Source organism: Bradyrhizobium sp. 14AA, from assembly GCF_054185205.1.
This window is the reverse complement of sequence record NZ_JAVAYM010000009.1, coordinates 118,736-134,946: the sequence shown is the minus strand read 5'-3', so window position 1 is coordinate 134,946 and position 16,211 is coordinate 118,736. Positions and strand designations below refer to the sequence as shown.

The following is a 16,211-nucleotide window of genomic DNA, read 5'->3' as shown; positions in this document are numbered from 1 at the left end:
GTCTGACCCCAAAATGCCGAATCGTTTGCCGATGCCGCCTGCGGAACCCCTGCTCAACGCGCCTGAATTCACCGTCTCCGAGCTCTCGCTGTCCCTGAAGCGGACGGTCGAGGACGCCTTTGGCCATGTCCGGGTCCGCGGCGAGATTTCCGGCTTTCGTGGGCCGCACTCCTCCGGCCATTGCTATTTCGCGCTCAAGGATGAGAGCGCCAAGATCGAGGCCGTGATCTGGAAGGGCGTGCACGGCCGCATGCGCTTCAAGCCCCAGGAAGGGCTGGAAGTCATCGCCACCGGCAAGCTGACGACCTATCCGGGCTCCTCGAAATACCAGATCGTCATCGAGGCGCTGGAGCCGGCCGGCATCGGCGCGCTGATGGCGCTGATGGAAGAGCGCAAGAAGAAGCTCGCCGCCGAAGGCCTGTTCGACGAGGCGCGCAAGCAGCTGCTGCCGTGGCTGCCCGAGGTGATCGGCGTCGTGACCTCGCCGACCGGCGCGGTCATCCGCGACATCCTGCATCGGCTTGAGGATCGTTTCCCCCGCCGCGTGCTGGTGTGGCCGGTCAAGGTGCAGGGCGAAGGCTCGGCCGAGCAGGTCGCGGCCGCGATCCGCGGCTTCAACGCGATTGCCCCGGGCGGCAAGATTCCACGCCCCGACGTGCTGATCGTCGCGCGCGGCGGCGGCTCGCTGGAGGACCTCTGGTCGTTCAACGAGGAGATCGTGGTGCGCGCGGCGGCCGAGAGCATGATCCCGCTGATCTCGGCGGTCGGCCACGAGACCGACATCACGCTGATCGATTTCGTCGCCGACAAGCGCGCGCCGACGCCGACGGCGGCGGCCGAGATGGCGGTGCCGGTGCGCAGCGATCTCTTCATCGAGGTCGCCGATCTCGGACGGCGCACCCACGCCTATTGGCAGCGTGCGCAGGAAAGCCGCCGCAACGAGCTGCGGGCCGCCGCACGTGCGCTGCCGACGGCGGGCGACCTGCTGGCGATCCCGCGGCAGCGGCTGGATTCGGCGGGCGCGTCGCTCCCCCGCGGCCTCAAGGCCAACACGCATGCGCATTTCCGCAGGTTTACCGCGGCGAGTGCGAAACTGACGCTGCGCGTGCTGCACGGCCAGATATCGCAGGCCGATCACCGCCTCACCGTGTGCGGCGAGCGGCTCGGCCTGTCCGCGCGCTCGCTGCTGCGGCAGCGGCGCGACCGCTTTGCCGGGCTTGAAGTCCGCTTGCGCGCCTCAAAACTCTCGAACGCGCAGGCGCAGCGCAATGCCATCGCCCGCCAGCGCGAGCGCACGCATCGCCTGGCCGAACGCGCCGGCCGCGCGCTGGTCACGCTGCTGCAACGGTTCGATGCGCGTGTCGAGAACAGCGGCAAGCTGCTCTCGGCGCTGTCCTATCGCAGCGTGCTCGCGCGCGGCTTTGCCCTGGTGCGCGATGAATCCGGCCATCCCCTGCATGCGGCGGGCGCGATCGGCCCCGGGGCACGGCTGGAGATCGAATTCGCGGATGGGCGTGTCGGCGCAACGGCGGATCCGGATCGCCCGCCGCCGGCGGCAAAGCGAGCGCCGGCGCAGCCGAAGCCGGCTACGCAGGAGGCGAAGCCGGCGCCGAAGCGTGTGGCGAAGCCGGTGGATCAGGGCAGCTTGTTCTGAGGCGTGAGGATGGCGCTGCGCTGTCGGCGTCGTCCTGGCGAAAGCCAGGACCCATACCGCGGAATCCATCGATTGCAGTCGATATCAGTCCCGGACGACGAGTCTTCGCCAAACCACTCCCTGGGGTAATGGGTCCTGGCTCCCGTGCGCAATTGCGCACTAGGCCAGGACGACGTTGGGGAGGCTTGATCGCCCTCTCGACACCCATCAGCGCGGAAGGTTTGCAGTGCGTAGCCCGTATGAGCGAAGCGATATGCGGGGACCGTTGTCCCGAATGTCGCTTCGCTCATCCGGGCTACGATAGCCGCCGCCCCTACCTACAGGACAATCCCGCGTCGATCGTGGTCCAGAAGCCGCAATGTTCCGGGGCGAGCTGTGGCGCGCCGGCGTGGGCCTCATAGAGGAAGATCGCGACGGTGAAGACGATCAGTGCGGAGGAGAACAGGACGAAGCGGTTGCGCATGGGGATTGCGTTTAATCGACATCATGGTCGAATGATGGCGCGGCCACGCGCTGAAACCGCAGCCGTGCGCGATCCGTAGATTCCCGGTCGGCCATCATGATCCGTGCAGGGCGGTGGCCGATGCGGGGCTGTCCGCCTACGTTGTTCCTCGGGCAGCCCCGCCTTCGCTCTACCGAGCTACGGCGCGGCAGGCCCGCTGATCCGCCTCACCGCGCCAGCCACTCTGCGACTTCCTTCTGCGACTCCGCGCGCGCTTCGGCGTCGGTGCCGAGGTGACCGCGCTCGGGCGCAGCGGCATCCGTGCTGGCGGCAGCTGCGTGCAGCGGCGTGTTGGCGCGGTCGAAATCGTGATAGGCGCCGGGATAGACCACGATGCGCGCGAGCGCGCTGCGGCCATGCGCGCCCTCGACCATCTGGCGGCAGGCCGGCGGCGAGGAGACGTCGTCATTGGCGCCGATCAGCACCAGGGTCGGCACCCGCGTGCTCCACCCCAAACCCGCCGAGATCCGGCAGTCCGGATAGAACGCGATCGCGGCGCGGAAATCCGGACCGGCATCACGCGCCGTGCTCTGCGGACGCACGGCCCAAAGCAGCGCGCTCGCGCCATTGGCCCAGCCCATCAGGCTGACACGATCACGCGCCACCCAACCCTGCTTCATCAGCCACGCCCGCGTCGCCGCGATGTCGGCAACGCGCTCGCGCCGCGCCTTGACGTGGCTCTCCTTGACGCGACACTGCGGCCCGAGCTCGCGCGAGCCGTAGCTGTCGGGCATCAACACCGCATTGCCCGCCTTGAGCAGGCGCTCGGCCCAGTCGCGATAGCGCGGCAGCACGGGATCGGCATGGCCACCGAGCCCGCCGCAGCCATGCAGCGCGATCACGGTCGGAAACGGACCCTCGCCTTCGGGCTTGTAGAGCTGCGCATGCAGGATGCCCGACGCCAGCGGAATGTCGACCTGCTGCGGCGCAGGCGCCGGCGCGGCATGCGCGGCCGACATCAGGAGCGTCAGGAACAGGGTGGTCAGTCGAAGGCGCATCGGACTCTGCCGTATGAGGTGCCGAAACCAGCGATCCTTCGTTCGAAGCACTAGCACGCGGAAACGGCGGCAAAACATCACAAACCGGTGGGTTTAACGGGCGGACAAGCCACCCTATCTATGCTACATCCGTTCAACACATCGTGCCCTGCAAGGTTTTCCAAGAAGGGCCCTTCCACGGAGACGTTCGACCGTGCTGAACAAGTTCGGCCCCTCGGGCCATGGCGAAGCCCAGGTGCAATATCTCGACGGCGACTTCCGCGTGATCTCGCCGGGGACCTTCGTGCGCTGTGCGATCACCGACACGCGGATTCCGCTCGACGAGCTGAAGTACTGGAGCGTGGACCTGCAGGAAGCCTACGCCACGCCAGCCGCCGTGCTGCAGCGGCATTTCCCCGGCGCGCCGAAGCCGCAGCCGTGAGGCCAACGGCCCGCTTCTATTGCTGCTCCGTGCCATCGCTGCCAACGCAGGTCTTGATGAAGGCCTTCCTGGGCTCGCCGACAACCTTCTGATCGATCGCCTGCTTCAGGCATTCGAGCCGCGCCTGCGCCATGCAGAGCTGCATCTGGTCGCGCTTGTCTTGTCCCTTCAGGCTGGCGGTCGTGGCCAGGCACGTCACGCGCTTGGTTGCGGGAACCGGCACCGTGGCAGTGGGAGCAGGGGACGGCGCCGTTTGTGCAAGCACGGGCGCAACAATCAGACACACAAGGCTGGCGGCAAGGGCGGCAGACGGCAGTTTCATCGAATTCTCCTGATCGGTTGAAACCGATAGGGGGTTTGCGATGAATGTCGGCTGAATGGCCGGCTGCCGCGGCAGCACGGCGCTGCGGCTTCTCGCGAGACATGGGAATGGATGTGTCGGCGTCTCGACGACGTCAGCGCGCACTCAATTGCGAGTTTCACAGCCTGAACGATCGCCGTCGTGCCGGTCCGCGTTGCATCGAATGAGGCTTGCACTCCATGGTAAGTCTATTCGCGCTGTGGTGGATTCTTTGTTGCGATCCGGCGCCCTTAAGTTGTTTGACGAAGTCTTGTTGAAACAGAGAGCTGCTACAGTGCTCGTTAGGTAATTAGCCCTGTTCTTTTTATCGCACAGACAATCAAGCCAACCAAACGGCGGCCATCGAGCTTTGGAATTGGCGCAGTCTGTGAACGGGCTCATATCGAAGAGCCATCTGACGGGCTACGATCACCTCGAAAATTCGCGGTGGAATATCTGTAAATCGAAAATCAAGCGATGGGGGTGATCATGCCCACCATATTGGACCTGCTCTATCGTGAATATTGCCGCGCCCGTCTCGCTGAAATGCGGAAACAGCTTCTGATCGCAGCCGAACGTTCCGAAGCTCTCGAGCCCGATTATCATCCTGCGGATCAGGGCGACGATCGCGGGATGGACGCACACCGCAAGACCGGTCGCGGCGCGTCGAGTTGAAGCGGCCCAGGACCGGAATTTCTCCCGCGTAGCAGTGACCAAGCAACAGTTTGGGAGGCCGCAATGAATACACCCGAATGCTATACTGTGGTGGTGGCCTGCGCCTCGTGCCTGACCATTATCGGGCTCATGGCCGTCGGGGCCTGGTGAGCATGGCGGTCCGCAGAACCGCGATTGCAGGCCGCTAAAGCGCGATGCGATTAGGACGAATCGTCATCGCGCTTTAGATTGTTGTTTAAGCATGATCTTTTCGGAAAACCGCTGCGCACTTTTCCGGATCATGCTTTGGCCCATCATCGCCTGCCGAATCTTCGCTCACGCGCCTCGTAGAGATGATCGCTGATCAGCTGCCGCAGCGTTGCCGGGTCGTCGAACTCGAGCTGGACGGCGAAGGATACGATTCCATCAGGTACATCTTCACGGCCGCGCAGGCGCGCGAGATCCTTTTCCGTCGTCACCAGCGTGAGCTGCTCGCGCTGCGCGTCCGCGGCGAGCGCGGCGATCTCCTCGCGTGAGAACATGTGGTGATCGGCGAAGGGGCGCGTGCGCGCGACCTCGATGCCGCTGGCGCGCAAGGTGCGGAAAAAGCGTTCGGGATCGCCGATGCCGGCGAAGGCGAAAACCCGCCTGCCCAGGAGCTGCGCGACCGAGCTGGCATCTGGCTTCAAGCGCGCGCGCAGCTCGGGCTTGTCGCGCTTGGCAAGTTCGGCCGCGACATCGTTGGCGGCTCGGCCGTTGCCGATCAGGATCAGCGCGTCGGTGCGCCCAAGCTGGGCCCTCAGCGGCGCGCGCAAGGGGCCGGCGGGGAACACCTGGCCATTGCCGAGGCCGCGTTCGCTGTCGATCACGATCAGCGACGCATCCTTCAGAAGCTGCGGGTTCTGGAAGCCGTCATCCATCAGGATCACGGTGGCGCCTTGCGACTTCGCCAGCGCGACACCGTCGAGGCGGTCGTGCGCCACCGTAACGGGGACGTCGCGCGCCATCATCAGCGGCTCGTCGCCGACATCAGCCGCGGTGTGACGCGCGCGGTCGACCATCACCGGGCCCTTCAGGCGCCCGCCATAGCCGCGGCTCAGCACCACCGGCGTCTCGCCGAGCTCGCGCAACAGCTTCGTCAGCGCCAGCACGGTCGGCGTCTTGCCGGCGCCGCCGACATGGTAGTTGCCGACGCAGATCACGGGGATGCCGGAGTCAAAGCCGCTGCGCAGCATGCGCCGTTCGGTGATCGCGCCGTAGAGCGCACCGAGCGGCCATAACACGTGCGATTCCAGGGAACGTGGCCGGTACCAGAAGGCCGGCTCACGCATTGGCGGCCCCCATTTCGATCCGCAATTGCAACAGATACGGCTCGAGCGCAGTCATGGTGCGATCGAGCGCGCCGCCGAGCTGCTCGACCACGCCGCTCCCGGCGTGCTGGATCGTGTCGCGCACGGTGGGATCGGCCAGCAACTGGCCGAGCTGCTTGACCAGCGCCTCCTGCGTGTCGGCCAGGCGCGCACCGCCGCTGCCATCGAGTGCTTCGTAGACGTCGGCGAAGTTGAAGACGTGGGGGCCATGGACGATCGCGGCACCGAGCTTGATCGCCTCGATCGGGTTCTGGCCGCCGTGGTGGATCAACGATCCGCCCATGAACACGATCGGCGAGAGTCGGTAGAACAGGCCGAGCTCGCCCATGGTGTCGGCGACATAGATGTCGGTCGCGGCCGTCGGCAATTCCTCGCGCGAGCGCAGGGCCGGCTTGAGGCCTGAGGCCGTGATCAGGCCCGCGATCGAGGAGCCGCGATCCGGATGCCGCGGCACGATCACGGTCAGGAGTTGCGGAAAGAAACCTACGAGGCTGCGATGCGCCGCCACCAGCATCTCGTCCTCGCCCGGATGGGTCGAGGCCGCGACGATGATCGGGCGCCCGCGCGTCATCGCCATCAGCCGTTCGAGCTTGGCGAGATCGGCCGGCGGCGCCGGCACGTCGAGCTTGAGATTGCCCGTGGTGAGGACGTCGCGGCCGCCGAGCGCTGAGAAGCGTTCGGCATCGGTCTTCGACTGCGCGAGACAGATGTCGAACCGCGAGAGCAGCGCCGAGATGGTGCCGTACATGCGGCGCCAGCGCGGGAAGGAACGCGGCGACATCCGCCCGTTGATCAGCACCATCGGCACCCGGCGCGCAGCGCCCGCCAGGATCAGGTTCGGCCACAGATCGGATTCGATGAACAGCGCCAGCGACGGCTTCCAGTGATCGAGGAAGCGCGCGACATAGCGCGGGGAATCATACGGCACGTATTGATGGATGACGTCGGGCGGAAAGCGCTTTGCGACGACGGCCGCGGATGTGACGGTGCCCGAGGTGAGCAGGATGCGCAGATTGAGATCGCGCAGTCGCGCGATCAGCGCCGCCGCGGCCAGGACCTCACCGACACTGGCGCCGTGGATCCAGACCAGCGGACCGTGCGGCCGGACGTCCCGGGACAGGCCGCGCCGTTCGCCGACGCGCTCGGGATCTTCCTTGCCCTGCTTCAGCCGCCGCTTGATCAGCGCGGGCGCAAGCGGCACCAGGCCTGAGGCCAGGCGCCGGTACATCCGCAGCGTCATCGGCAGCGAACTGGGCAGCGAGTTAGGCATCTTCAGGTCCCGGGCGACCGAGCTGCGCATAGGCGCGGCGGGTCGCCTCGTTCAAAGTCTCTTCCAGCTCCAGCCGCAGCGCTTCCATGGTGGCGGCATCGGCATCCGGCGGAACGTGGATTTCCTTGATGCCGACCAATGCGCCTCGCCCGAACGGCAGATTGATGGTGGTGCGGTCCCAGTTCTTCAGCCGGATGAACCGGCTGGTCGCCATCGCGAAAGGCATGATCGGCCGCCCCGATTCCCGTGCGAGCATGATGATGCCGAGCCCGGCCACGCGCGAGCGCTTGGGGACATCGGCGGTCAGCGCGACATTACAACCGTCCTCGAGCGTGCGCACCATTTCCTTGAAGGCGCCGACGCCACCTTTGCGGTGGAAGGCCCCGCCATGGTCGCCGGACCCGCGGATGGTGCCGATGCCGAGCCGCTCGGCGGCAATCGCGTTGAACTCGCCGTCGCGGTGGCGGGAGATCAGGACCCTGGCCTTGTACCAGTCCTTGTTCTTGATGAAGGGGGTGAGGAAGTGCTGACCGTGCCAGAAGGCGAAGATCGCGGGAATCTGCGGCTCGACGCGGTCATAAACGTCAGCGGGATCGAACGTGAACCTGTTGGTCCGCCAGACCAGACGCAGATATTCGGCCGCCAGGATCCCGACGGCACGCTGAACGAAGCTGCTTCGCAGCGTATTGCGAAGCAGCTTTTTCAACGCGCCGGTTCTTGATTCGGGTCGAGCAGCCGGTGGAGATGGACGATGAAATAACGCATCTGCGCATTGTCGACCGTGCTCTGCGCCTTGGCCCGCCAGGCGGCGTGGGCCGTCGCATAGTTCGGGTAGAGGCCGACGATCTCGACGTCGTCCAGGTTCTTGAAGGTGTTGTGCTCGAGATCGAGCAATTCGCCGCCAATGACGAGATGAAGCAGTTGTTGCGGGGCACTATCTGGCATGAGTTCTGTTCCTAACGGGCTGCCCGGCAAAGCAGTGTTCGAGAAGCACGACGAAAGCGCTTCAGGCCAAGGGACGGTTTCGAAAATGCGCGACAATGCCCGCATGACGATCGCGTCCCGCTGCCACCAGCACCCCGTGCGCCACTTCCCGGCGGTTATAGAGGATGGGTTCTCCGGAGAGGTCGCTCATCCTACCATCCGCTTCCTGCACGATCAAATCGGCCGCCGCAAGGTCCCAATCATGGCTGTTGCCCCCCGCAAAAGCCGCATCCAGCGCGCCATGGGCGACCCGGCACAGGCGAAGCGCGAGCGAGCCGATTCGCGGATGCAGCTTGATCTCACCGCCGGCGGTATTGAGCCGCTCGACCATCGGCTTCGGGCCGGCGACGCGGGCAAAGTCGAGCGCCGATCCGGGCGAGGCCCGCACGGCCTTGCCGTTGAGCGTCGTGCCCTGGCCGCGGGCCGCGAAGAAGAACTCCCCGCTGGTCGGCGCGAACACCGCGGCCAGCACCGGCGCGGCATCCTCGACCAGCGCGACGCTGACGCACCAGTCGTCATGGCCACCGAGATAATTGCGCGTGCCGTCGATCGGATCGACGATCCATGTCAGCCGCCGCGACAGCCGGATGGCGTCGTCGGCGCTTTCCTCCGACAGCCAGCCGTAGTCGGGGGTCGCAGAACACAGTCGCGCTTCGAGCAGATCGTTGACGGCGATGTCGGCTTCCGAGACCGGCGAGGACGCGCCTTTGGTCCACTTCTTCAGCTCGGTGCGGAACATCGACTGCGCGAGCGCGCCTGCCTCCCGCACCGTGTCCTGCAGCAGCGCCGCGTCGCGCGTCAGAATGGTTTCGTCCAGCGAGGTCGCCTCAACGTCCGCCAAGCGTCAAACCCTCGATGCGCACCGTCGGCGCATTGACGCCGTAGCGGAATTCGAGATTGTTCGCCGGCTGCATCGACTTGAAGATCTCGAACAAATGGCCGGCGATCGTCACTTCGCTGACGGGATAGGTGATCTCGCCATTCTCGATCCAGAAGCCGGAGGCGCCGCGGCTGTAATCGCCGGTAACGCCGTTCACGCCCGAGCCGATCAGATCGGTGACGTAGAAGCCCTGCTTGATGTCGGCGATCAGTTCGGCCGGCGTTGGCGTGCCGGGCTCGAGATGCAGATTGTACGGACCGGGCGAGGGCGACGACGAGACGCCGCGATGGGCATGGCCGGTGGTGGTGAGGCCGAGCTCGCGCGCGGTCGCGCAGTCGAGCAGCCAGGTCGTCAGCACGCCTTCGTCGACCAGCGCGATCTTCTTCACCGCAACGCCTTCGGCATCGAAGGTCTGCGAGCGCAGGCCGCGCTTGCGCAGGGGATCGTCGACGATGCGGATGTTCTTCGCAAACAGCTGCTGGCCGAGCTTGTCCTTGAGGAAGCTGGTCTTGCGCGCGATCGAGGCGCCGTTGATGGCGCCGACGACGTGGCCCACCAGCGAACCCGCAACGCGCGGATCGAACACCACGGGCACCTTGCAGGTCTCGACCTTGCGCGGATTGGAGCGCGCCACGGTGCGCTCGCCGGCGGAACGGCCGACGATCTCCGGCGACAGCAGGTCGGCGCCATGCGGCGCCGAGGTGAAATCGTAGTCGCGCTCCATGCCGGTGCCTTCGCCCGAGATGGCGGTGGCCGAGATGCCTTGGCTGGAGCGCAGATAAGAACCGTGGAAGCCGGTCGAGGTGACCAGCACCATGCCGCCCATTCCCGCGGAGGCCGAAGCGCCGCCGGATTTGGTCACGCCCTTCACGCTGAGCGCGGCAGCTTCAGCCGCGAGCGCGCGGCGCTCGAGCTCGCTGGTCGCGGGCACGTCGGGATCGAGCAGATCGAGATCGGGGAAGTCGCGCGCGAGCAGCGCGGGATCGGCGAGGCCGACATATTTGTCGTCGGGCGCGACGCGGGCCATCGCGACCGCGCGCTCGGCAAGCTTGGTCACGGCATCGCCGCTGACGTCGTTGGTCGAGACCACCGCCTGGCGCTGACCGACCAGCACGCGCAGGCCGACGTCATCGCCCTCGGAGCGCTCGGATTCCTCGACGCGCCCGTCGCGCACCTCGACGCCTTGCGAGACGCCGCGCACCGCGACCGCATCGGCCGCATCGGCGCCGGCGCGCTTGGCCGCCTCCACCAGGCGCTGCGCCAGATCCGACAGCGCGGACTGGTCGAACAGGTCGCGGCTGGATTTGGAGGAATCCTTGGACGAAAGCGTCGAGCTTGCGGATGGTGAAGAGTTCACGAACGAAATCCTGTTGGGGCGGGGTTCGGGACCGGAACCCACAGATGTGCCCTGATCGCGCGGACTTCAAGCATTTTCAGTCCGCCAGAAGCTCAGATTCGCACCTTTGGCGCAACGTCTCGTCAATCATGCGTGCCAAGGTCTTGTCAATCATGCGCGGCGGTGACGCTGGATTAACCAGCCTTTTTAAGCGGTTTCGGAAAGGCCCGCGCTAAGGTCCTCGCATCGACCGGGAACATAATCCCGGCGGGGAGAACCAAAGCCGTGAGGCGTCAAACATCAGCATGCGGGGTCGCTCCCGCCGGGTCGAGCCGCTCCCTGCGGCTCGACCCTCTTTCCCTTCCGGTCCGCTTCGATGCGCATGATCCGCGCGCCGACGGACATGTCAGGCAGATCGAGCTTCATCGCGAGCGTGTCGTGCTGCGCCGTGCCGTCCGCGGCATGCAGATGGCGATCAACGTGCGCGTCAGTGACTTCACCGGCGTCGCGCTGCGCGGCAATGACGAGGCGCAAGCCGTCGTCCTCGTGCACCGCGACCCCTCGCTCTCCGTTCCGCTGCTGGTCGGCGCCGATGCCGCAGAACTTACCGAGGCCTGGGCCGTCTGGAGCGAACTCTTCGCGCTTCCGCAACTCGACGAAGGCGCCCGCAAGCCGGCGCCCCGCCGTCGCCGCAGCAACGCGATCCGCGTCCGCCGCCCGAAATTCCTGATGCGTCGTCGTGTGGCGATGACGCGCGAGCTCTCGGTCCATCAGGGCGAACGCGAGATCATCGCGCGGAACTAAGCGACAATCACAGGTGCCGTAGGGTGGGCAAAGCGAAAGCGTGCCCACCTTTTTCTATCTCAATCTCGGAAAGATGGTGGGCACGGCGCAAGGGCGCCTTTGCCCACCCTACGACAGCCAGGCCCGCATCACCGCATCCGCCAGCAGCCCCGCGAACAGCAGTAAGCCTGCATATTTGTTCGAGTAGAACAGGCGCTTGCACAGATCAGGATCGTCGATCCTGAGCCGCGCGATCTGCCACGCGAGGTGCAAGGCAAAGGCCGCGAGGCCGAGCCAGGCCGGCCAGCGCGCATCGCCTGAGGCCAGCGCGACGCCGATCAGCATCACCGCCAGCCCGTAGAACAGGATCAGCGCCTGGTGCGTATGTGCGCCGAACAGGCGCGCGGTGGACTTGATGCCGATCAGCGCGTCGTCCTCGGCGTCCTGATGCGCATAGATCGTGTCATAGCCGATCACCCAGGAAATCGCGCCGGCATAGAGCACCAGCGCGGTGACGTCGATGCGTCCGAAGGTGACGGCAAACCCCATCAGGGCGCCCCAGGAGAAGGCGAGGCCGAGCACGATCTGCGGCCACCAGGTGATGCGCTTCATGAACGGGTAGATTGCGACGATCAAAAGCGAGGCGATGCCGGTCAGCACCGCGAAGCGGTTGAACTGCAACAGCACCACGAGACCGATCAGCGCCTGCGCGACCATGAAGGCCAGCGCCTGTTTCGTGGTCACCTGCCCCGACGGCAGCGGCCGCGAACGCGTGCGCTCGACCTTGTCGTCGAGATCGCGGTCGGTGATGTCGTTCCAGGTGCAGCCGGCCCCGCGCATCACGAAGGCGCCGATGAAGAACAGGACGATGGTGAGCGGCAGGCGCCCGACGTCATGCGCCATGCCGGCGGCGAGCGCCGCCGACCACCAGCACGGCATCAGCAGCAGCCAGGAGCCGATCGGACGATCGAAGCGGGACAATCGCAAATAGGGCCGCGCCCATTGTGGCGCGAGCGTATCGACCCAGTTGCCGGTGGAGTCGGCAACGCGGGCGGATGTGTCGCTCATCGGGTGAGGACGTTGCCGTTGAGCGTGTCGAAGGTGCTGCCGCCCTTCTTGCCGGCATTGGCCTCAGGCGCCGAGGCCGATCCCAGCACCTCGCTCAGCGACGGGCCTGCCGGACCGCGCGGCTGGTTCTGCATTTGCTGCGCGACGTTGCAGACCTTCGTCGTCATGGCCTCGGTGTTCTTGTGGCCGTCCTTCATCTGCGCGCCGACCTGCGGCGGGATTCCGCACTTCGCCGCGTTGGTCTCAATGTACTTGATCATCTTCGTTTCAGCCTGGCTGAAATTGCGGATCAGCTTGCAGGCCTCGTCCGGCGGCGCGTGACGGTCGCTCGCGGCCTTGATCAGCTTGCCGCGCTTCTCGGCCTCCTCGCGCAAGGGCATGAACGCCTTCATGCAGTCCTCGCCACCGCCTTGCGTCGGCGGGGCGGCACTGAAGGCGCCAGAGCCGCCAACAGGCGCGGCGCCGTTCACCGGAAACGACGATTGCGGTGCCGTGCCGACCGAGGCGGACGGCGCCGAGCCGTTCACCGGCGGAAACGCCGAACTGGGGGCGGCCTGGCCGGGCAGCGGCGCCGGGAAGGCGCTTTGCGCACAGGCACCGGTGGCGCCCAGGACAACCAGGGGGACCGCGACCATGGCGGCAGTGATCGGAACCATCAAATGACGGATCATCAAGATAGTCTCTCCGGCAGGAGCTTACGGGGTTCGGCGTCTTCCAATCGAAGCGCAACCAGCGTGTTCGCGTTTTTACGATTCCCGCCAGCGCTTAACAACCCGTCGAATAGGGCAAGAGCGCGGCGCGGAGACGCACCGGTTTGGCAATATTTACCCCCGGAATGGCGACTTTCGGTTAATAACGGCCCCAAATCGGACCTTTGAACGATGCCCTCCCACGATTTTCGCGCCCCCCGCCTGTTCGTCGACGCCCCCCTCGCCCAGGACGGCAGGGTCGCGCTCGACCGGGACCAGAGCAACTATCTCGGCAATGTGCTGCGGCTTGCCGCGGGGGCCGAGGTCCTGGCCTTCAACGGCCGCGACGGCGAATGGCAGGCCGCCATCGAGGGCCGCAAGCGGCCGGACGGCCTCGTCATCCTCCAGCAGGCCCGGCCCCAGGACCGGCTGGCCGACCTCGCCTATGTCTTCGCCCCGCTCAAGCATGCCCGGCTGGACTATATGGTCCAGAAGGCCATCGAGATGGGCGCTGCCGCGCTACAGCCGGTGCTGACCCGGTTCACCCAGGCCTCCCGGGTCAACACCGAGCGGATGCGGGCCAATGTCGTCGAAGCCGCCGAGCAATGCGGCATCCTCAGCATCGCCAGCGTCGCCGAGCCGGTGTCGCTGGAGCGCTACCTCAGCCAGCGCCCTGCGGGCCGCCTGCTGATCTTCTGCGACGAGGCGGCGGAGGTCCAAAACCCCGTTCAGAGCCTGCAAAATGCACGCGAAGCCGGACAAGGTATCGACGTGCTGATCGGCCCCGAGGGCGGCTTTGCCGAGGAAGAGCGGGCGCTGCTGCTGCGGCAGCCAAGGATCCTGCGGCTGGCGCTGGGTCCCCGGATCATGCGGGCCGACACCGCCGCAGTGGTCGCGCTGGCGCTGGTTCAGGCGGTGCTGGGCGATTGGGGCGGCAAGACCACCTAGCTTCGCCGCATTGCCCGACCGTTAAGCGATTGACCCTTTGGAGGTCGAAACCGCTTTCGGGCCATGCTAAGGGCTGCCCCAATTCGCTTGCTTGCCCTTGCCCCTGCCCGGTTCCACCGGGACGATGGACCCTTGTTATGACCGCGACTGCCACCTCAAATGCCGCCAGCTCCGCCGCCTGGGCGGATACGCTGCTCTTGTCGTTTGCGCAGGCCGGCTATGTCAGGGCCGAGCCCGCCATCCTGCAGCCGGCCGAGCCGTTTCTGGACCTTTCCGGCGAGGACATCCGCAAGAGCCTGTACCTGACGACGGACCTGTCCGGCGAGGAGCTCTGCCTGCGCCCGGACCTGACGATACCCGTGGCCCGCGATTACCTCGCCTCTGGCCGCGCCGGCCAGCCGGCCGGGTTCAGCTATCTCGGCCCGGTGTTCCGTTACCGCAGCGGCCAGGCCAGCGAATTTTTGCAGGCCGGCATCGAATCGTTTGGCCGCCAGGACCGCGCCGCGGCTGATGCCGAGATGCTGGCGCTGGCGCTGGAGGCGACCGCCGCCTTCGGCGTCCATGACGTCGAGATCCGCACCGGGGACGTGGCGCTGTTCAATGCGCTGCTCGACGCGCTCAACCTCTATCCGGTCTGGCGCCGCCGCCTGGTCAAGGACTTCAACCGCAAGATCAGCCTGGAAAAAGACCTGGAGAAGCTGGCGGCCGCCACCAGCGCGACCCGCAGCGAATATGAGGGCGTGCTCGCAGCCCTCGCCGGCTCCGACCGCAAGGCCGCGCTCGCCTTCGTCACCGACCTGATGTCGATCGCCGGCACCACCAATGTCGGGGGACGCACCACCTCCGAGATCGCCGACCGCTTCCTCGAGCAATCGACGCTGAAGGGCGGCGCCCTTTCGCGCGAGGCGATCGCCGTGCTCAAGCGTTTCCTGGGCGTCTCGGGCAATCCGGATGACGCCATCGCCGAGCTGCGCGCGCTCACCGCCGATGCAAAGCTCGACCTCACCGCCGCGATCGACCAGTTCGAGAGCCGGGTCGGCTTCATGGCGGCGCGTGGCATCGACGTGAAGCAGACGCGCTTCTCCACCGCGTTCGGACGCGGGCTCGATTATTACACCGGCTTCGAATTCGAGCTGCATCACCGGGGCAACGGCGCCGAGCCGCTGGTCGCAGGCGGCCGCTATGACGGGCTGATGACCCAGCTTGGATCGGCCGCGCCGATCCCCGCGGTCGGCTTCTCGGTCTGGGTGGATGCGCTGACGAAGATCGGCCGCAAGGTGGGGGCTTAAGTCATGAGCGCGCCATTCGTTCTGGCCGTTCCTTCCAAGGGCCGCCTGCAGGAAAACACCGAAGCCTTCTTCGCCCGCGCCGGGCTCAAGCTGTCGAAGGCCGGCGGCGCCCGCGACTATCGCGGCATCATCGCCGGCCTCGACAATGTCGAGGTCGCCTATCTCTCGGCCAGCGAGATCGCCTCGCAATTGTCGCGCGGCTTCGCGCATCTCGGTGTCACCGGTGAAGACCTGGTGCGCGAGAACATTGCGGACGCCGACAAGCGCGTGTCGCTGATCGAGGGTCTCGGCTTCGGCTATGCCGACGTCGTCGTCGCGGTACCGCAGGCCTGGATCGACGTCCGCACCATGGCCGACCTCGACGACGTCACCACCGGCTTCCGCGAGCAGCACCACATGCGGATGCGGGTCGCGACCAAGTTCATCAACCTCACCCGCGCGTTCTTCCAGACCCACGGCATCACCGATTACCGCATCGTCGAAAGTGCCGGGGCGACCGAAGGCGCGCCGGCGGCCGGCGCCGCCGAGCTGATCGTCGACATCACCACGACGGGCGCGACGCTCGCCGCCAACGGCTTGCGGGTGCTCGACGACGGCGTGATGCTGCGCAGCCAGGCCAATCTGGTCGCCTCCAGGGATGCCGACTGGACACCGCAGGCGCGGGAGACCGCGCGCGTTATCCTCGATCACATCGCAGCAAGGGCGCGGGCCAACAAGTACCGCGAGGTCCGTACCCGCTTCCGGCAGTGCGACGCCGCCCTGCTCGGCGAGGCCCACAGCCGGTTCGGCGTCGAGGCCCCGTTCGGCGGACCGACCTCGTCGGGCATGCTCACGCTGCACTGCCCGCCAGGGCAGCTCTACGCGCTCGCGAGCTTCCTGCGCGAGCACGGCGCCGAGACCGTCTCGGTGGTTTCGCTCGACTACGTGTTCGACCGGGAGAACCCGCTGTTCGCCAAGCTCGAGGCGTTCCTGCGGCGGTGAGCCCAAAGTATGTTGAGCAGCTCCGTTCAGCGTAGCGACAGCAA

18 protein-coding genes are annotated in these 16,211 nt (G+C 66.4%); 7 read left to right on the top strand and 11 right to left on the bottom strand.

What is annotated here, in order from left to right; genetic code table 11:
* Positions 1 to 31: 31 nt before the first annotated feature.
* Positions 32 to 1,654 carry an exodeoxyribonuclease VII large subunit gene (gene xseA, locus RAD15_RS18310; protein ID WP_458179669.1) on the top strand — a complete coding sequence of 541 codons (1,623 nt, stop codon included), beginning with the start codon at positions 32 to 34 and terminating at the stop codon, positions 1,652 to 1,654.
* A 313-nt stretch (positions 1,655 to 1,967) separates the two neighbouring features.
* On the opposite strand, the gene RAD15_RS18305 is transcribed toward xseA, so the two are convergent.
* Entirely contained in the window at positions 1,968 to 2,117 is a 150-nt protein-coding gene (locus RAD15_RS18305) for a hypothetical protein (protein ID WP_458179536.1), read from the bottom strand.
* A 206-nt stretch (positions 2,118 to 2,323) separates the two neighbouring features.
* Positions 2,324 to 3,154, bottom strand: coding sequence for a dienelactone hydrolase family protein (locus RAD15_RS18300; RefSeq protein WP_458179535.1), 831 nt, complete (start codon positions 3,152 to 3,154; stop codon positions 2,324 to 2,326).
* 193 nt (positions 3,155 to 3,347) lie between these two features.
* Between RAD15_RS18300 and RAD15_RS18295 the strand changes: the two genes are divergently transcribed.
* Positions 3,348 to 3,575: a DUF2093 domain-containing protein gene (locus RAD15_RS18295; protein WP_212080178.1), complete on the top strand. Its 228-nt coding sequence runs from the start codon at positions 3,348 to 3,350 to the stop codon at positions 3,573 to 3,575.
* 16 nt (positions 3,576 to 3,591) lie between these two features.
* Here RAD15_RS18295 and RAD15_RS18290 read toward each other — a convergent pair whose 3' ends face one another.
* Positions 3,592 to 3,897, bottom strand: a complete 306-nt coding sequence (locus tag RAD15_RS18290; protein WP_458179534.1) for a hypothetical protein — start codon at positions 3,895 to 3,897, stop codon at positions 3,592 to 3,594.
* 495 nt (positions 3,898 to 4,392) lie between these two features.
* Here RAD15_RS18290 and RAD15_RS18285 point away from each other — a divergent pair, with 495 nt between their 5' ends.
* Complete coding sequence (locus tag RAD15_RS18285) at positions 4,393 to 4,590, top strand: hypothetical protein (protein WP_458179533.1); 198 nt, start codon at positions 4,393 to 4,395, stop codon at positions 4,588 to 4,590.
* A gap of 293 nt (positions 4,591 to 4,883) precedes the next feature.
* Here RAD15_RS18285 and lpxK read toward each other — a convergent pair whose 3' ends face one another.
* The 6 genes from lpxK to RAD15_RS18255 form a co-directional block, all read right to left on the bottom strand.
* Positions 4,884 to 5,900 carry a tetraacyldisaccharide 4'-kinase gene (gene lpxK, locus RAD15_RS18280; RefSeq protein WP_458179532.1) on the bottom strand — a complete coding sequence of 339 codons (1,017 nt, stop codon included), beginning with the start codon at positions 5,898 to 5,900 and terminating at the stop codon, positions 4,884 to 4,886.
* Complete coding sequence (locus tag RAD15_RS18275; RefSeq protein WP_458179531.1) at positions 5,893 to 7,209, bottom strand: 3-deoxy-D-manno-octulosonic acid transferase; 1,317 nt, start codon at positions 7,207 to 7,209, stop codon at positions 5,893 to 5,895. The genes lpxK and RAD15_RS18275 overlap by 8 nt, the downstream gene beginning before the upstream one ends.
* On the bottom strand, positions 7,202 to 7,915 hold the full coding sequence (locus RAD15_RS18270) for a lysophospholipid acyltransferase family protein (RefSeq protein WP_458179530.1): 714 nt from the start codon (positions 7,913 to 7,915) through the stop codon (positions 7,202 to 7,204). The genes RAD15_RS18275 and RAD15_RS18270 overlap by 8 nt, the downstream gene beginning before the upstream one ends.
* On the bottom strand, positions 7,912 to 8,154 hold the full coding sequence (locus RAD15_RS18265) for a DUF4170 domain-containing protein (protein WP_458179529.1): 243 nt from the start codon (positions 8,152 to 8,154) through the stop codon (positions 7,912 to 7,914). Before RAD15_RS18265 ends, RAD15_RS18270 begins: the two co-directional genes overlap by 4 nt.
* A 61-nt stretch (positions 8,155 to 8,215) precedes the next feature.
* Entirely contained in the window at positions 8,216 to 9,034 is an 819-nt protein-coding gene (locus RAD15_RS18260; protein ID WP_458179528.1) for a 3'(2'),5'-bisphosphate nucleotidase CysQ, read from the bottom strand.
* Positions 9,021 to 10,430, bottom strand: a complete 1,410-nt coding sequence (locus RAD15_RS18255; RefSeq protein ID WP_458179527.1) for a TldD/PmbA family protein — start codon at positions 10,428 to 10,430, stop codon at positions 9,021 to 9,023. The genes RAD15_RS18260 and RAD15_RS18255 overlap by 14 nt, the downstream gene beginning before the upstream one ends.
* Before the next feature lie 264 nt (positions 10,431 to 10,694).
* Between RAD15_RS18255 and RAD15_RS18250 the strand changes: the two genes are divergently transcribed.
* Positions 10,695 to 11,213, top strand: coding sequence for a DUF6101 family protein (locus tag RAD15_RS18250; RefSeq protein WP_458179526.1), 519 nt, complete (start codon positions 10,695 to 10,697; stop codon positions 11,211 to 11,213).
* Between the two features lie 108 nt (positions 11,214 to 11,321).
* Here RAD15_RS18250 and ubiA read toward each other — a convergent pair whose 3' ends face one another.
* Positions 11,322 to 12,260: a 4-hydroxybenzoate octaprenyltransferase gene (gene ubiA, locus RAD15_RS18245; protein ID WP_458179525.1), complete on the bottom strand. Its 939-nt coding sequence runs from the start codon at positions 12,258 to 12,260 to the stop codon at positions 11,322 to 11,324.
* Positions 12,257 to 12,931, bottom strand: a complete 675-nt coding sequence (locus RAD15_RS18240) for a hypothetical protein (protein WP_458179524.1) — start codon at positions 12,929 to 12,931, stop codon at positions 12,257 to 12,259. The genes ubiA and RAD15_RS18240 overlap by 4 nt, the downstream gene beginning before the upstream one ends.
* A gap of 210 nt (positions 12,932 to 13,141) precedes the next feature.
* On the opposite strand from RAD15_RS18240, the gene RAD15_RS18235 reads away from it, so the two are divergent.
* From RAD15_RS18235 to hisG, 3 genes are all read left to right on the top strand, one after another.
* Positions 13,142 to 13,897, top strand: coding sequence for a 16S rRNA (uracil(1498)-N(3))-methyltransferase (locus RAD15_RS18235; protein WP_458179523.1), 756 nt, complete (start codon positions 13,142 to 13,144; stop codon positions 13,895 to 13,897).
* 137 nt (positions 13,898 to 14,034) lie between these two features.
* Entirely contained in the window at positions 14,035 to 15,186 is a 1,152-nt protein-coding gene (locus tag RAD15_RS18230; RefSeq protein WP_458179522.1) for an ATP phosphoribosyltransferase regulatory subunit, read from the top strand.
* 3 nt (positions 15,187 to 15,189) lie between these two features.
* Complete coding sequence (gene hisG, locus RAD15_RS18225; protein ID WP_458179521.1) at positions 15,190 to 16,167, top strand: ATP phosphoribosyltransferase; 978 nt, start codon at positions 15,190 to 15,192, stop codon at positions 16,165 to 16,167.
* Positions 16,168 to 16,211 lie beyond the last annotated feature (44 nt).

Coding starts and splice junctions, on each gene's coding strand:
- xseA (WP_458179669.1), top strand. CDS start 32: ATGCCGCCTGCGGAACCCCTGCTCAACGCGCCTGAATTCACCGTCTCC.
- RAD15_RS18275 (WP_458179531.1), bottom strand. CDS start 7,209: ATGCCTAACTCGCTGCCCAGTTCGCTGCCGATGACGCTGCGGATGTAC.
- RAD15_RS18240 (WP_458179524.1), bottom strand. CDS start 12,931: ATGATCCGTCATTTGATGGTTCCGATCACTGCCGCCATGGTCGCGGTC.
- RAD15_RS18235 (WP_458179523.1), top strand. CDS start 13,142: ATGCCCTCCCACGATTTTCGCGCCCCCCGCCTGTTCGTCGACGCCCCC.
- RAD15_RS18290 (WP_458179534.1), bottom strand. CDS start 3,897: ATGAAACTGCCGTCTGCCGCCCTTGCCGCCAGCCTTGTGTGTCTGATT.
- RAD15_RS18265 (WP_458179529.1), bottom strand. CDS start 8,154: ATGCCAGATAGTGCCCCGCAACAACTGCTTCATCTCGTCATTGGCGGC.
- hisG (WP_458179521.1), top strand. CDS start 15,190: ATGAGCGCGCCATTCGTTCTGGCCGTTCCTTCCAAGGGCCGCCTGCAG.
- RAD15_RS18300 (WP_458179535.1), bottom strand. CDS start 3,154: ATGCGCCTTCGACTGACCACCCTGTTCCTGACGCTCCTGATGTCGGCC.
- RAD15_RS18285 (WP_458179533.1), top strand. CDS start 4,393: ATGGGGGTGATCATGCCCACCATATTGGACCTGCTCTATCGTGAATAT.
- RAD15_RS18305 (WP_458179536.1), bottom strand. CDS start 2,117: ATGCGCAACCGCTTCGTCCTGTTCTCCTCCGCACTGATCGTCTTCACC.
- RAD15_RS18230 (WP_458179522.1), top strand. CDS start 14,035: ATGACCGCGACTGCCACCTCAAATGCCGCCAGCTCCGCCGCCTGGGCG.
- lpxK (WP_458179532.1), bottom strand. CDS start 5,900: ATGCGTGAGCCGGCCTTCTGGTACCGGCCACGTTCCCTGGAATCGCAC.
- ubiA (WP_458179525.1), bottom strand. CDS start 12,260: ATGAGCGACACATCCGCCCGCGTTGCCGACTCCACCGGCAACTGGGTC.